The organism is Rhizobium sp. AP16 (genome assembly GCF_000281735.1).
Classification (GTDB): Bacteria; Pseudomonadota; Alphaproteobacteria; order Rhizobiales; family Rhizobiaceae; genus Rhizobium; species Rhizobium rhizogenes.
The window spans coordinates 109,581-123,519 of sequence record NZ_AJVM01000009.1 but is presented as its reverse complement, the minus strand read 5'-3'; the positions used below and the strand labels follow the sequence as shown (position 1 = coordinate 123,519).

Below are 13,939 nucleotides of genomic sequence, written 5' to 3'. Positions count from 1 at the left end.
AGAGCGCGCCAAAGTTCTGACTATCGCTTGCCAAATGGAAAGAGAGAACGGAGTATCTCCGGACTACTTTCTGAAATGTGGAGCTCTGGCACCTTAAGGGGTGTATCGCATGCCGGTGACCCCCCGTCATGGGCTGAGTCGTCCCCGATTCGGCATCGGAACAATTTCCGATCAAATGGGGTGGCGCAGTGACCATCTTTTCCGATTCCCTGGGCGGCATGCCGGCCGGAGGACTGTCGTACCCGGTTCGGACAGGGCCAATTCCCGTTGATTATTGGTAGTGCCGGCGCCGAGGGTGATGCAGATAGTTGCATTTTGGCAACGGCGGCGCAGGTAGATGTCAAAGCACGCTTCATATAATTGACAAACATACGGTCCGTTTGTAAGTCATGGTTAGGACATAATTTGTCTTGCGGTCGAACATTCGGCCGGATCGGTAGGGGCATTTCAAGGCTGTTGCCACGAGGGGAATGGGGAAGGTCCGACGGGCCTGACTCCGGCACTGGGGAGCGTATCGCGGACTTACTTGATCGCATTTATACGGCGTCGCTTCTCGTAAGCGGCGAATGTAGCTCCATGCTCGCGGAAGCGTCTGAAATGCATAATACAACCAGGAGTTCACTATGAATTTGAAAAGTCTTCTGATCAGCTCTGCTGCTTCGCTTGCTGCAGTTTCAGGGGCTCATGCGGCCGATGCTATCGTTGCTGCTGAACCGGAACCGCTTGAATATGTTCGCATTTGCGACGCATACGGCGCCGGCTACTTCTTCATTCCGGGCACGGAAACCTGCCTCAAGATCGGCGGCATGGTTCGTACCGAAGGCAAGTGGTACGATGCGTACAGCCCGACCAACCGCACCGGTACGCTCTGGCACACCCGTGCGGAATTGAGCCTCGATACGGCTACCGACACTGAATACGGTCCGCTGAAGACCAATTCTGTCTTCCGTTGGGACTGGGAAGAAGGCAATTCGACCAGCACGAAGCTGCTGTTCGCCAATATCAGCCTCGGCGGCTTCACCGTTGGTAAGCTCGACTCGCAGTACAACCTCTTTGTGGGTTACGCTGGCGACGTCATCAACGACGACGTGATCTATGACGGCCCGTACGAACTCAACCAGTTGACCTACAACTACGATGCCGGCAACGGCTTCACGGCTGTGATCTCGCTGGAAGACAGCAACTCCAGCGGCTCGGATGCCTCTTATGGATCGAGCTGGTGGGCCGACGACAAGGCGAACCATTACGCGCCTGACGCTGTTGCCGGTATTGGCTACAAGACCGGTGCATGGGCCTTCAAGGTCGTCGGTGGTTATGACTCCATCGTCGAAGAAGGTGCTGTCAAGGCTCGTGTCGATGCCGACTTCGGCGCGTTCTCGGCCTTCTTGATGGGTGGCTACAACACCGACGGCAACAAGCTGAACAAGTATGCCGGCACGAACCTCGATCGTTCTGCTTGCCCCGTTAATGATGAGTCGAAGTGCGGCTGGGGCGACTGGGCAGTTTGGGGCGGCGTTGGCGTTCCGATCAACGAAAAGCTGAAGTGGAACCTGCAGCTCGCCTACACCGACTCGAAGATCTTTGCCGCGACCACGAACGTCAAGTTCAACCCGGTCAAGAACCTGCTGATCGAACCGGAAGTTTCCTACACGAACTTCGATTCCGTCAATGCAGATCAGTGGGCTGGTATCCTGCGCTTCCAGCGCAGCTTCTAATCCAAAGTTATCCGGACTCGTACCGGATAAGAGAAGCCTGTCGTTTCCAATCCGCCAGGCTTCTCACATTGATCGGTTGACCTCCGATCAAAGAAGGAAGGATCCGGTTTTCCCTACCGGATCCTTCTCAATTAAGCACTTGCAGCCGGGCTAGCCTGGATTTCGATCAGCTCAATTCGATCTCAAGTCGTTGCCGCCATGTTCTGCACTTCATGTTTCGGAAACCAGGCGGTGAGGATCATGTTGATGAGGGCTTGCCCACAAGGCGCCAAGTCAAAGTCGCCCTTGTCGAGAGCCCATTCGTAGACCAGTCCGCCAATTGCCGCAGTCAACGTGGAAGCAGCGGTCTCCGGCGTCCATGGACAGGGCAAGGCGTTAGCCGTGCTCATGGAACAGAAGATCCTCGCAAAGTGTTCCTGCATTTCATGCCGAAAAGACGTGCCGCTGTCACAGTCAGCGAACGACATGTCGAGATACATGATGACTTTCAGCATCCCGCGTTTGCGTGGATCCTGTTGAAGCTCTGCGAAGATCGCCGAAATTGTATCGACGACCAGTTCGAGCGGATTGGGGGGGTGCTCTTCGGATACCCGCTCCGCTAGATCCCGAAACGGCTGCCGTGCCTCATCGCGGATCGCAAGCAAAAGGCCCTGCTTGTTTCTGAAATGCCAGTGAACTGCTCCGCGTGTGACGCCAGCGGCGACGGCTATTTCTTCCAGCGTGACATTTTCATATCCGTTGTCGAGAAACAACGTTTCCGCCGAATGCAATATTACACGTCGCGTTTCCGCCGCCTCCTCCTTTGTGCGCCTCATCTAATTCTCCACTAAAACTAACGTCCAAGCGCCCCCCTGACCGAAGCCCCACATTATAGTCATAGCGTCGATTATTTTATTGACAATATTGCTTATGTCGTACCACCGGCCGACTGTCGCATGCCGCGCACATTTTTTGGGTTGCAAGCCGGCGGAGTCTCGTATCTTGCCCAACGACAGACGTTTTCAAGCTCCTGCAAGACCAATCCCGCCATCTTGGCCCGTTCCGCCGGTGCATGTGATAGTAGCGGCGCGGCCACCGCTGAGATTCGCGTCTATGCGACTTCGACATCTGCCCGCTTTTATGCCGGCCTTGTTCACGACGGATGGGAATCATGGGGAAGTCGCCCGAACAAACACGAGCGGGACCCTAGAGCTGCCAATAGAGCCGCATCGGATTGTCGACGAGCAGCTTGCGCTGCAGCGTCTCGGTCGGCGCGATGCGGGGGATGAAGTCGACCAATGCTCCGTCATCGGGCATGTGATTCTTCATATTGGGATGCGGCCAGTCGGTACCCCACAGCACGCGGTCTGGGAAGCGCTCGACCAGAGTGCGCGCGAAAGGGACGACATCGTCATAGTCCGGCGGGCCGCTCTTGGAGAGACGCTCGGGGCAGCTGACCTTGGACCAGATGTTGTCGCGCTCCATCAGAGCCACGAAGCGACCGAATTCCGGACCATCGACTGGTTTCGTAACGTCGGGCCGGCCCATATGATCGACGACGACCGTGGTGGGCAGGCTGGTGAAGAAATCCCAGCGCTCTTCAAGATCTGCCGCCTCGAAATAGATGACGATGTGCCAGCCGAGCGGCGCGATACGCTCGATGATGCCGCGATAATAGGCGTCCGGCTTCGGATCCACGAGCCGGCGAACGAAGTTGAAGCGCACACCACGCACGCCGGCCGCATCCATCTCGGCAAGTGCCTCCTCGGTCACGTCGGGGCGAACCGTCGCAACGCCACGAGCTCGTCCATTGGCGGCGCGAAGCGCGTCGACCAGCGCACGGTTGTCGGCACCATGGCAGGTCGCCTGCACGATCACATTGCGCTCGAAACCGAGGAAATCCCTGAGCGCGAACAGCTTGTCCTTGCCGGCATCGCAGGGGGTGTATTTGCGTTCCGGTGCATAGGGGAAGACATCGCCAGGCCCGAAGACGTGGCAATGCGCGTCCACCGCACCCGCCGGCAGTTGGAAGGCCGGCCTGGAAGGCGTGGGATCGAAGCTGAGCCAGTCGGCGTCCATCGTGAAGGCACTCATAGGCTGCGCACCTCAGCTTGGGCGTCGGCATCCATGATATTGTTTTCCGCGCTCCTCGCGTCGAAAGGTGCGGCGGCGGCGTGATGGTCGTGACAATCGATGATCATGCGCGAGATGTTCCTGTCGCGTGGAGAATGGTGTCGAGACTTCGGGAAGAGATGCGATATCGAGGGCGCGGACGATGTTCGGCTGGGAGTTCCCCAACCTGTTTCGCGGCTTCGCCGAATCTGACAAGAGCTATCGTCATCGTCTCTCCCGCGCCGTTTTTACCCATAATGCCAGCGTATGGGCGTATCGGAAGCGGTCAGGGGCTATTCAAATTCCTGAAGATCGCTTTGCGCCGGCGATGGTCAATTCGCTTAGCAGATCAGCCTGTGCAGCCGTCGGCAGCCAGTCGGCGCGGGTGGTTACGCCGATCTGGCGGCGGGAGCCTTGAACGGGGCCTCCGATCGGCGCGAGCAGTCCCGATGCCTGCTCGATCCGGAACTGGTCGGTGGACATCAGGGCAAGCCAGTCTCCATCCAGCAGGAGCCAGCGCGCCATCAGGATGGAGCTGCATTCGATCCGCCTTGCCGGCAGCGCGGGGTCGATGAACAGTGCCTCCCACCGCGCGCGCATTGGCGAGCCCTGTGCGCCGATCACCCAGGGATAATTCGCCAGATCTGCGGGATCGGGATCGCTGGAGCCAGCAAGCGGGTGGCGAGATCGCGCGACGATGAACAGGTCGTCCTCAAACAGCGGCCGCTGGAGGATATCGCGCGTCGGCGCGGGATCGCGAAGTGCGCCGACCACCATGTCGATTTCTCCATTGCGCAGCGCCGCCAGCAGATCGGAATAAGGTCCTTCGATGATCGTGATGGCAGTGTAGGGATGATTGCGTGTGAAACCGGCGAGCGCCTCAGGCAGCAATCCAGCCCGCGGGAGGGGCAGGGCGCCGATCCTGATGGTACCAGCACCCGCCTGTTCCAGCGCGGCCAACTCGTCGAAACCAGCCTGGAGCTCCGCCGCCATCAACCGGATCGCTGAAACCAGCCGCATACCCGCCGGGGTCGGCCGCATGGACCGACCCGCCCGGAACACCAGGGGCAGGCCCAGGATTGCCTCCAGTTCCTTGACAGCCCGATGCACGGATGGCTGGGAGAGGCCAATTTCACGGGCAGCCAGAGAATAACTGCCGGCCTTCTCGACCGCAGCGAGTGCATGAAACTGCCCCATGGACACCAGGCGCTCCAGATAGGCGATCGGCTTCAGCCGCGCCGAACGGCGCAGCCTGCGCCCACTGTCGATGATGCGCTCCAGCCCCCGTTCGACGCGGGCAAGGAAGAGATGGCCTGCCTGCGTGGGAGACGCGCCGCTCGGCTGGCGATCGAAGAGGCGATGGCCGAGCAGCGCTTCCAGTTTGGCCAGCGCCTGCGTCAATGCCGGTTGAGAGAGGTTCACGGCAGCGGAAGCGCCGCTGATGCTCCCTTGGCGCAGCACCGCCAATGCCGCGTCGAGGTGGCGCAAACTCAAATCGAAGGTGGAAACCATGTGAGCATCTATAGCAGCAGCTTATATCCAGGACAAGATTCCGTGTGGCGTCCCGGGGCAATGGCAGGCAGCTATAGGAGGATTGATCGCTGGAGGCTTCTCCGGCGGCGGTGAGGATTTTGCGAATATCCGCTCGGGGCGAGGCGACGGGAGCGGAGGATGGTGCGAATGGCGGGCTGTTCGATCACCGGTGCCTTCGATCGAGGAAACATGAAATGGGGGAGGAGAGATGATGGACGGTCTCGTAAGCGAGAAGCAGAGTGACGTGAAGACGCCGCCTTTGACGCCCAAGTCGAGGCGTTTCGGTATTGCGGGCCAGCTTTGGTTCCAGGTGCTGATCGGCACGGCGGCGGGCGTGATTGTCGGCCATTTCTGGCCGGAATTCGGAGCCTCGATGAAGCCGTTCGGCGATGCCTTCATCTCGCTCATCCGCATCATGATCGGGCCGGTGATCTTCTGCACGGTGGTGCATGGCATTGCCAGCATGACGGACATGAAGCGCGTCGGCCGGCTCGCGTTGAAATCGATCATTTATTTCGAGGCAATCACCATTTTTGCCCTCGTCTTTGCACTCGTGGCGGCCGATCTGTGGCGGCCGGGCGCGGACATGAACATCGACCCGGCGATGCTCGATACCAAGGCGATCGCCAGCTACATCGCGTCCGCCCATGAGCAAAGCATCTCCGGCTACCTGCTTCATATCATCCCCAAGACCTACGCCTCCGCCTTCACCGAGGGCGAAGTACTCCAGGTTCTGTTCGTCTCGGTGCTGTTTGGGATTGCGCTGGCTGCGATCGGCGAGCGTGGAAAGCCGGCTTTCGCACTGATCGAAAGCCTGTCGAGTGCCTTCTTCAAGATCGTTGGCTACGTCATGTATTTTGCGCCGATCGGCGCCTTCGGTGCGATCGCTTTTACGGTCGGCCGGTTCGGATCGGGGTCGTTGCTGGCGCTTGGCGAATTGATTGTCGAGTTCTTTATCGTCTGTGCGCTTTTCACGGCGATCGTGCTCGGGCTGGTCGCGCACTGGGTGGGCGTCAGCCTCTGGAAGCTGCTGGTCTATATGCGTGAGGAGATCGTGATCGTCGCCGCGACGACCTCCACCGAGACGGTGTTGCCGCGCGTCATACAGAAGATGCGGGACGTGGGCTGCGAGGAGAGCGTCGTCGGCTTCGTCGTGCCCGCCGGTTACTCTTTTAATCTCGACGGTACCTGCCTTTACCTGACGACGGTGGTGGTGTTTCTGGCCCAGGCAACGAACACGCATCTGACCCTTTGGCACGAGCTTGGTCTGATCGCGGTGCTGTTGCTGACGTCCAAGGGTGCGGCCGGCGTGGCGGGTGCCGCGTTCGTCGTGCTGGCGGCGACGCTGAACACCACGGGCATCATCCCCGTCGCAAGCATCGCGCTTATCCTGGGCATTCACCGCATTCTGGCCGAGGGGCTGACCTTCGTGAACCTGATCGGCAATTGCCTGGCGACGATCGTCATTGCCAGGTGGGAAGGGGCGATCGACGAAACTCGCCTCGCAGAGACGATAGGCACAGCATCCCAGCGGCGCCGACACCTCGCCACCGCGTAACCACGGACATATCGGATGGCTTACCTCCTGCAATCCGGACGCATTCCAAGAGCAAGCGAGTTTCTGAAAGACGCTGTCAGAGAAGGCGGTCGTCTTCAGTCGGTTGCCGTGCACGGGACCGTGCGCCGTCCGCGCCGGATTTCTTGGGCTCTTCGACTGCTGTTTCGTGGATTTTGTCGGGGCGCTTGTCCTCGACGTCCTTCGGCAAGGGCTTCGGGTCGGCCTTTTTCTCGAAACGGATCATTGTCGTTCTCCTGCGCTGACAGATTGAAAAAGCGCTCCCCACAAATGTGGGGGCGCTTCTGAAACGAAAGTCTTACATGGCGAGGGCGATAGCGCAGCCCTCGACATTGCGGCTCTCGGGTGTGGTCTCGCCGGGCATCATTGCCCAACCGCCGGTTTCGACGAACTGGCGCTTCTTGTAGCTATCGGGAATGGCCTTGAAATCGATGAGTTTCGAGGCCGCATCCGGTGCTGCGTTGAAGCGCTGAACGCATATGGCGGATGCCAGTTCCCCGCGCGCAACGACGCCGGCTGTCGCCGCTGCGGTGCGCGACGTGCCGCCCGTAACCCAGCCGCCCCAGCTGAAGCCGACGATCATGGTGGCGACCGCGGCGACGATGCAGGCCCATACGAGCAACGTTTTGGATGGCTGATAGCTTTCGAAACGCTGCGCGATCGATGCGCTTTGCACGGCCATGGCAATTTTCCTTGTCTAGGGTTGTTCAAGTTCCGCCGCCGACTAGGCTGGCCGAGCGGTGCAGGCGCTGGTGTCAGTATCCCATGCCACCCATGTCGCCATTTCCGGCCGTCTGGGCGGATTCTCTTGCCGGAATGTCCGCGATCATCGCCTCGGCTGTGATCAGAAGTGCTGCGATCGAGCCCGCGTCCTGCAGAGCGGTCCGCACGACCTTGGCGGGATCGACGATACCGGCCTTGACCATGTCGACATAGGTTTCCGTCTGTGCGTCGAAACCCTGATTGTGATCGGTGCTGTCGATGAGCTTTCCGACAACGATCGAGCCCTCGACGCCGGCATTGTCGGCGATCTGCCGGATCGGAGCTTCAAGCGCGCGCAACACGATCGAGATGCCGGCCGTCATGTCGGCATTTTCGCCCGTCAGACCTGTCAGAGCCGACTTTGCGCGCAGCAGTGCCACGCCGCCGCCGGGCACGATGCCTTCTTCGACCGCCGCACGGGTGGCGTTCAGAGCATCATCGATGCGGTCCTTCTTTTCCTTGACTTCGATCTCGGTCACGCCGCCGACACGGATCACCGCGACGCCACCGGCAAGCTTTGCCAGCCGCTCCTGCAGCTTTTCCTTGTCGTAGTCGCTGGTCGTATCCTCGATCTGCGCCTTGATCTGCTGGACGCGCGCCTGGATAGCTACCTTCTCACCGGAACCGTCGATGATGGTGGTCGTGTCCTTCTCGATCAGCACGCGCTTGGCGCGTCCCAGCATGTCGATGGTGATATTCTCGAGCTTGATGCCAAGATCTTCGGAGATCACCTGACCGGCGGTGAGGACGGCAATATCCTCCAGCATCGCCTTGCGGCGATCACCGAAGCCCGGAGCCTTGACGGCCGCGACCTTCAGGCCGCCACGCAGCTTGTTGACGACCAATGTCGCCAGCGCTTCGCCTTCCACATCTTCCGAGATGATCAACAGCGGCTGGCCGCTCTGCACCACGGCTTCAAGGATCGGCAGCATCGCCTGCAGATTGCCGAGCTTCTTCTCATGAAGGAGAATGTAGGGATCCTCAAGCTCGACGCGCATCTTCTCGGCATTGGTGACGAAATAGGGCGACAGGTAACCGCGATCGAACTGCATGCCCTCGACGACGTCGAGTTCCGTGTCGGCGGTTCTCGCCTCCTCGACCGTGATGACGCCCTCGTTGCCGACCTTGTCCATTGCCTTGGCGATCATCTCGCCGACGCTCGCGTCGCCATTGGCGGCGATGGTGCCGACCTGGGCGATCTCGCCGGAGGACTGGACCTTCTTGGCGCGCGCCTGGATTTCCTTGACGACGGCGGCAACGGCAATGTCGATGCCGCGCTTGAGGTCCATCGGGTTCATGCCGACGGCAACGAGCTTGATGCCCTCGCGCAGGATGGAGGCGGCGAGCACCGTCGCAGTCGTCGTGCCGTCGCCGGCGAGGTCATTGGTCTTCGAGGCCACTTCGCGCACCATTTGCGCGCCCATGTTCTCGAACTTGTCTTCCAGCTCGATTTCCTTGGCGACGGTGACGCCGTCCTTGGTGATGCGCGGCGCACCATAGGCGCTGGCGATTACGACATTGCGGCCCTTGGGGCCAAGCGTCACCTTGACGGCATTGTTGAGCAGCTCGACGCCGCGGAGCATGCGATCGCGCGCATCGGCGGAGAATCTGATTTGTTTGGCGGTCATGGCGTTTATCCAGTTCAGTCTTGAAATTGTAGGGTCGGAGATCGGCCGTCAGGCGACTTTTTGGGCGGCCGCATCGGTGTTTCCGACGATACCCATGATGTCGGCCTCCTTCATGATGAGGAGTTCCTCGCCATCGATCTTGATCTCGGTTCCGGACCATTTGCCGAACAGGATCGTGTCGCCGGTCTTGACGTCGAGTGGGATCAACGCGCCGCCTTCATTGCGGATGCCCGGACCAACGGCGATGACTTCGCCTTCCTGCGGCTTTTCCTTGGCGGTGTCTGGAATGATGATCCCGCCCTTGGATTTGAGATCGCCTTCCGCGCGCCGAATGACGACGCGATCGTGGAGTGGACGGAATTTCATAGGGGTTCTTTCTGCAGCCGGTGCTTATGGCGGCTGATGTTCCTAAATAGCACTTGTGGCACTCGATAGATAGGAGTGCCAAGAAATATTGCGCACATGTGGAAATTATTATGAAATATAAATTTGATATTCTGCTCCCGATTATAACCTACATTAGATGATTGGCGCCAATTATATGGATATTAATTCAGTATTTTATTTTGAGATTTTTGAATTTTATTGATGAATATTCGCAATGAAATCTGAATTATCCTTGATTGGGCCCCAATGAAGTCGTATGTGTAGGGTTCAATTATTTGAGCTTTTCCGGCTTTCGCGGTGTCTGAGACTTAACGACCCGCCTGCGTCACCGAGTTCTCGATAGCGAACGCATAGCGCCGTTCCAGCGCGCGTCGCACTGTCCGAACCTTCGATGATCCCTCGCACGGACCTTGGATGTACCGGCCGAGTCCGGATCGTTCCGGTTCCGATGAGAATAGTGCAGGGAGATGCATCGGCGTCTTCCAGCGGAGAGCCGCGCCATGACCAACCGCACCACGCAAACCGTCGTTAGCTTTTCGTTCCCATTCCTGTTGCCTGGGTTCGACGCGCCGCAACCGGCCGGCGAATACCGCGTCGATCACGATGAGGAAGTCATCGAGGGAATCTCGTGGCTTGCCTGGCGAGGCGTCAGCACCTTCATTCATCTGCCGGCAATGGCCACGCAGGGAGCAAAGCACCAAATGGTATCGATCAATCCAGCCGATCTCGAAATCGCACTCGAAAAGGACCATAAATAATCATGACCGATACAAAAAGCGGTGCCCATCCGATCCGACGCGATCCCGCCATGCATCTTTTTGCCGTGGGACAGGCCGTCTGGATAAGAAAGGCCCCCGGCATGGCCGCGCCCAAATTCAGAAGCACCTACCGTATCACCGGTACGCTGCCGCCGAGAGGTAATGTGCTGCAATACCGCATCCGCAATGAGGACGAGCCTCATGAACGGGTAATGATGGAGGACCAGCTGGAATCGGCGCGCGCTTCATCCGGTGGCAGAGAGACCCTCATGGAGAAGACTTTCGGTCATGCTCAGGGAGCGAAACCATGGCTCTCGTGAAACGAGAAAGCCAAACACGAAAAATGCCGCCGAAATCTGAACGTCCACATGCTTGTTAGCCTTGCTGCACAGGAGCCTCTTTATGCTGATCCGCTACGGTTACGAAATGACCCTGACCTGCCAGCAGCCGACGGCCCTGGTTTGCCTGCTGTCGGTCCACGACGATCGCGCTGCGGATATCAGAGCGCCGGAAACTGTATTTACCATCCCCGACGTCCCGACATCGACGTACCATGATCTCTTTGGCAACCGGTGCCTCCGGCTTGTCGCACCGGTGGGTGACCTGACGATCTGGGGCGACGCCACGATCGAGGACGACGGCAAGACGGACAGGATACTGCCCGATGCTCGGGAGGTCCCGGTTTCCGATTTACCGGATGATTGTCTCGTCTATCTCATGGGCAGCCGCTATTGCGAAACCGATCGGCTGAGCCAATTTGCCTGGGATACGTTTGGCGCGACCACGCCCGGCTGGGCGCGCGTGCAGGCCATTTGCGATTTCGTTCACGGCCACATCCGCTTTGACTATATGCAGGCGCGATCGACGCGGACGGCATTCGAGACGTTCCACGAGCGTGTCGGCGTTTGCCGTGACTACGCACATCTGGCCGTCACGCTCTGCCGCTGCCTCAACATTCCCACCCGATATGTCAACGGCCATCTCGGTGACATCGGCGTTCCCGTCGTCGATCCGATGGATTTCAGTGCCTGGATGGAAGTCTTTCTCGATGGAACATGGCATACGTTCGATCCGCGCAACAACAAGCCGCGGATCGGCCGTATCGTCGTGGCGCGGGGCCGCGATGCCGCCGATATCCCGCTCATCAATTCCTTCGGACCGCATGTGCTGAAGGCATTCCGGGTCTGGACCTACGAAGTGGAGAGCCTCAGCTCAGGAATGAGCGCACCCGCGTTCAATTCCGGGCAATGAGACGTCGCTCCCAATTCTGTTGCGTTTGCTTTCGACGGCTCTCCACAAGCGTGAGCCGGAAGAGAGTGCTCGTTGTAGTGGAATAGTGCAGCGATCCGATTCCATAAAAAGTCTACTCGGCATCGACAGGAACATCTTGCTTTCATCTTTGGTCTGACGACAAATAAGGGTGTCTCGGACGGCGCATGATGTTGGGATTCGAGGTGCTGGACTTGGAATTACGTGACGCCAATGGACTATAATCTGAAGAAAAGGGCGATCCGCCAACGGGCTTTACTGCGCCTCCTCGAAAAAACGGGCTATGCCTCGGTCGAGGAGTTGACGGCTGCACTTTCCGTCACGCCGCAGACGATCCGGCGCGACATTGCTGATCTGTCGGATAGTGGGAAGGTGCGCCGCTACCATGGCGGGGCCGCCCTTGCGAGTCCGATCGATCCTGGCACCTATCGTCAGCGGCGTGTCGACAAGGTTGACGTGAAGCGCCGGATTGCCCGCCGCGCGGCGGAGCTCGTGCCGAATGGCGCGACGCTTTTTCTCGACGCAGGCTCGACCTGCGAGGCGGTCGCGGAGGCGCTTGCCGAGCGTAAAGGATTGAAGGTTGTCACCTACAGTCTGCGCGCCGCGATGATCCTGATGGATCGAACGGATTTCACCATTGCCGTTCCGGGCGGTTTCGTCCGCCATGTGGATGGTAGTGTTATCGGCGATGCGATGGTCGAGTTCGTGCGGCGGTTCCGGTTCGATGTCGCGGTCATTGCCGTCAGCGGTATCGAAGAAGACGGCAGTATCGGGGACGACGATCAAAACGAAGTTGACATCGTGCGTGTCGCGATTGGCCAGGCTCGCTCCGTCATGCTCGTTGCCGATTCCAGCAAATTCCATCGAGCAGCACTCGTGTCGCTGGGATCGATCACGGAAGTTTCGGATTTTGTCACGGACTTGCCCCCGGAAGGGCCCCTGGAGCGAGTGATCGGAGCTTCGGGCGTCCGGCTGCATATCGCCTGAAATCATTTGAACTGACTGAGCGAGCGGTTGATCCAGCGCGGAAAATCTCTGCGCTGGATTTTTTTTGTTGTAAAACGAAAATTTTATGTTCTTAAATAAACAAAAAATAAAAACTACACATTTAGTGTGATAATGTTGGCAAGGAAGTGGACGGTGGGGCGTCTCTGGATAAGCGCGACGGCAATATTGCCCAGCGCTTTCATCTCATTCTAGTTCGGGAACACCGGAATGCAGCGCGAGAAACCTGGTTCGTCCTTAACCTTCAGGGGCAACGACGCGGATGAATTTTCTGAGATACTGAGCCGTTGCAAGGCTCCAGCAAGGGTCGAGGCCCTGCGCGATGCGGGATTTTCCGCCGAATATGATTTCGTTGCCGCCGAGGCACTTGGCGTTGGTCGCGCAGCATATCAGGGGGGGCTGAGGTTTCACCAGAAGGCTGAGGACAGCAAGTTTCTGATCTACGTCCCACTCTCGGGCGCGGCAATGATATCGTCGTCCAATCGGCACCATGTTTCCGAACCCGGCAAAGGCACGATCATCGATATGACCAGCCTGTCTGATGTCGTGATCGAGGGGGACCGCGAGCATCTTTCGCTGATTATCAATCAGAACGAGGTTGTCCGGCTACTGTCCGCCATGCTGGAGCAACCCATCTCTGGCTCGATCGATCTTGCGCCCGAATTCGACCTGCGCCTTGAGGCCGGACTGGCCTTTTCCCGCGTGACAACAATTCTGGCGACCGGATTGAATGACGACGCCTCCCTGCTGCAATCGCCGGCCGCCCTTTCCTGTCTATCCACGGGATTGATCCACCTGCTGCTTGAAAACGTGCCGCATCGTTTTTCAGGCGCGTTGGCCCGGCAGCCGGCGTTGCCATCTCCCCGGCATATCCGACGTGCTATCGATTTCATGCAGGCCAATCTCTCGCAGCCGATCTCGATCGGCGACATAGCGCAGGCTTCCCAGGTTGGCATTCGATCGCTGCAGGAAGGCTTCAAGCGTTTCAAGGGGATGTCCCCCATGGCCTATCTGACCAATCTGCGCATGGAGGCTGCGCATCGGGATCTCATCATGGCAAATCCCGCGACATCCGTCGCTGCCATAGCGCAGAAGTGGGGTTTCACCCATCTGGGCCGCTTCTCGGGCGATTACAGGAAGAGTTATGGCTGTCTGCCGTCGCATACATTGCGATCCGGGCATTCAGTGGGCGCCGATGGCCGCTGAAACCGGCAT

At 58.9% G+C, this 13,939-nt stretch carries 14 protein-coding genes; 7 read left to right on the top strand and 7 right to left on the bottom strand.

Annotated elements, in window-relative coordinates:
* The first annotated feature begins 623 nt into the window (after positions 1–623).
* Complete coding sequence (locus PMI03_RS07285) at positions 624–1,715, top strand: porin (protein WP_007691436.1); 1,092 nt, start codon at positions 624–626, stop codon at positions 1,713–1,715.
* 182 nt (positions 1,716–1,897) lie between these two features.
* On the opposite strand, the gene PMI03_RS07280 is transcribed toward PMI03_RS07285, so the two are convergent.
* From PMI03_RS07280 to PMI03_RS07270, 3 genes are all read right to left on the bottom strand, one after another.
* Complete coding sequence (locus PMI03_RS07280) at positions 1,898–2,530, bottom strand: TetR family transcriptional regulator (RefSeq protein ID WP_007691433.1); 633 nt, start codon at positions 2,528–2,530, stop codon at positions 1,898–1,900.
* A gap of 370 nt (positions 2,531–2,900) precedes the next feature.
* Positions 2,901–3,788, bottom strand: coding sequence for an amidohydrolase family protein (locus PMI03_RS07275; RefSeq protein ID WP_007691431.1), 888 nt, complete (start codon positions 3,786–3,788; stop codon positions 2,901–2,903).
* A gap of 315 nt (positions 3,789–4,103) precedes the next feature.
* Positions 4,104–5,318, bottom strand: a complete 1,215-nt coding sequence (locus PMI03_RS07270) for a LysR family transcriptional regulator (RefSeq protein WP_007691424.1) — start codon at positions 5,316–5,318, stop codon at positions 4,104–4,106.
* 229 nt (positions 5,319–5,547) lie between these two features.
* On the opposite strand from PMI03_RS07270, the gene dctA reads away from it, so the two are divergent.
* The gene (dctA, locus tag PMI03_RS07265; protein ID WP_374190978.1) at positions 5,548–6,897 is read left to right on the top strand and encodes a C4-dicarboxylate transporter DctA; all 1,350 of its coding nucleotides are present in this window, start codon (positions 5,548–5,550) and stop codon (positions 6,895–6,897) included.
* Between the two features lie 76 nt (positions 6,898–6,973).
* Here dctA and PMI03_RS31330 read toward each other — a convergent pair whose 3' ends face one another.
* The 4 genes from PMI03_RS31330 to PMI03_RS07250 form a co-directional block, all read right to left on the bottom strand.
* Positions 6,974–7,141 (bottom strand): hypothetical protein, encoded by a 168-nt coding sequence (locus PMI03_RS31330; protein WP_007691420.1) that lies wholly within the window; start codon positions 7,139–7,141, stop codon positions 6,974–6,976.
* A 72-nt stretch (positions 7,142–7,213) separates the two neighbouring features.
* Complete coding sequence (locus tag PMI03_RS07260) at positions 7,214–7,597, bottom strand: hypothetical protein (protein ID WP_007691418.1); 384 nt, start codon at positions 7,595–7,597, stop codon at positions 7,214–7,216.
* Positions 7,598–7,670: 73 nt separating this feature from the next.
* On the bottom strand, positions 7,671–9,305 hold the full coding sequence (groL, locus tag PMI03_RS07255) for a chaperonin GroEL (protein WP_007691415.1): 1,635 nt from the start codon (positions 9,303–9,305) through the stop codon (positions 7,671–7,673).
* 48 nt (positions 9,306–9,353) lie between these two features.
* Entirely contained in the window at positions 9,354–9,671 is a 318-nt protein-coding gene (locus tag PMI03_RS07250; protein WP_007691413.1) for a co-chaperone GroES, read from the bottom strand.
* A 521-nt stretch (positions 9,672–10,192) separates the two neighbouring features.
* On the opposite strand from PMI03_RS07250, the gene PMI03_RS07245 reads away from it, so the two are divergent.
* The 5 genes from PMI03_RS07245 to PMI03_RS07225 all read left to right on the top strand — a co-directional run bounded on the left by PMI03_RS07245 (position 10,193) and on the right by PMI03_RS07225 (position 13,930).
* Positions 10,193–10,450 (top strand): hypothetical protein, encoded by a 258-nt coding sequence (locus tag PMI03_RS07245; protein WP_007691412.1) that lies wholly within the window; start codon positions 10,193–10,195, stop codon positions 10,448–10,450.
* 2 nt (positions 10,451–10,452) lie between these two features.
* Positions 10,453–10,770 (top strand): hypothetical protein, encoded by a 318-nt coding sequence (locus PMI03_RS07240; RefSeq protein ID WP_007691410.1) that lies wholly within the window; start codon positions 10,453–10,455, stop codon positions 10,768–10,770.
* 82 nt (positions 10,771–10,852) lie between these two features.
* Complete coding sequence (locus PMI03_RS07235; protein ID WP_007691408.1) at positions 10,853–11,701, top strand: transglutaminase family protein; 849 nt, start codon at positions 10,853–10,855, stop codon at positions 11,699–11,701.
* Positions 11,702–11,932: 231 nt separating this feature from the next.
* The gene (locus PMI03_RS07230) at positions 11,933–12,706 is read left to right on the top strand and encodes a DeoR/GlpR family DNA-binding transcription regulator (RefSeq protein ID WP_007691406.1); all 774 of its coding nucleotides are present in this window, start codon (positions 11,933–11,935) and stop codon (positions 12,704–12,706) included.
* A 228-nt stretch (positions 12,707–12,934) separates the two neighbouring features.
* On the top strand, positions 12,935–13,930 hold the full coding sequence (locus PMI03_RS07225; protein ID WP_007691403.1) for an AraC family transcriptional regulator: 996 nt from the start codon (positions 12,935–12,937) through the stop codon (positions 13,928–13,930).
* The last annotated feature ends 9 nt before the right edge of the window (positions 13,931–13,939 follow it).

Excerpts from the sequence above, each read along its gene's own strand:
- PMI03_RS07285 (WP_007691436.1), top strand. The coding sequence starts at position 624 with ATGAATTTGAAAAGTCTTCTGATCAGCTCTGCTGCTTCGCTTGCTGCA.
- PMI03_RS07280 (WP_007691433.1), bottom strand. The coding sequence starts at position 2,530 with ATGAGGCGCACAAAGGAGGAGGCGGCGGAAACGCGACGTGTAATATTG.
- PMI03_RS07275 (WP_007691431.1), bottom strand. The coding sequence starts at position 3,788 with ATGAGTGCCTTCACGATGGACGCCGACTGGCTCAGCTTCGATCCCACG.
- PMI03_RS07270 (WP_007691424.1), bottom strand. The coding sequence starts at position 5,318 with ATGGTTTCCACCTTCGATTTGAGTTTGCGCCACCTCGACGCGGCATTG.
- dctA (WP_374190978.1), top strand. The coding sequence starts at position 5,548 with ATGATGGACGGTCTCGTAAGCGAGAAGCAGAGTGACGTGAAGACGCCG.
- PMI03_RS31330 (WP_007691420.1), bottom strand. The coding sequence starts at position 7,141 with ATGATCCGTTTCGAGAAAAAGGCCGACCCGAAGCCCTTGCCGAAGGAC.
- PMI03_RS07260 (WP_007691418.1), bottom strand. The coding sequence starts at position 7,597 with ATGGCCGTGCAAAGCGCATCGATCGCGCAGCGTTTCGAAAGCTATCAG.
- groL (WP_007691415.1), bottom strand. The coding sequence starts at position 9,305 with ATGACCGCCAAACAAATCAGATTCTCCGCCGATGCGCGCGATCGCATG.
- PMI03_RS07250 (WP_007691413.1), bottom strand. The coding sequence starts at position 9,671 with ATGAAATTCCGTCCACTCCACGATCGCGTCGTCATTCGGCGCGCGGAA.
- PMI03_RS07245 (WP_007691412.1), top strand. The coding sequence starts at position 10,193 with ATGACCAACCGCACCACGCAAACCGTCGTTAGCTTTTCGTTCCCATTC.
- PMI03_RS07240 (WP_007691410.1), top strand. The coding sequence starts at position 10,453 with ATGACCGATACAAAAAGCGGTGCCCATCCGATCCGACGCGATCCCGCC.
- PMI03_RS07235 (WP_007691408.1), top strand. The coding sequence starts at position 10,853 with ATGCTGATCCGCTACGGTTACGAAATGACCCTGACCTGCCAGCAGCCG.
- PMI03_RS07230 (WP_007691406.1), top strand. The coding sequence starts at position 11,933 with ATGGACTATAATCTGAAGAAAAGGGCGATCCGCCAACGGGCTTTACTG.
- PMI03_RS07225 (WP_007691403.1), top strand. The coding sequence starts at position 12,935 with ATGCAGCGCGAGAAACCTGGTTCGTCCTTAACCTTCAGGGGCAACGAC.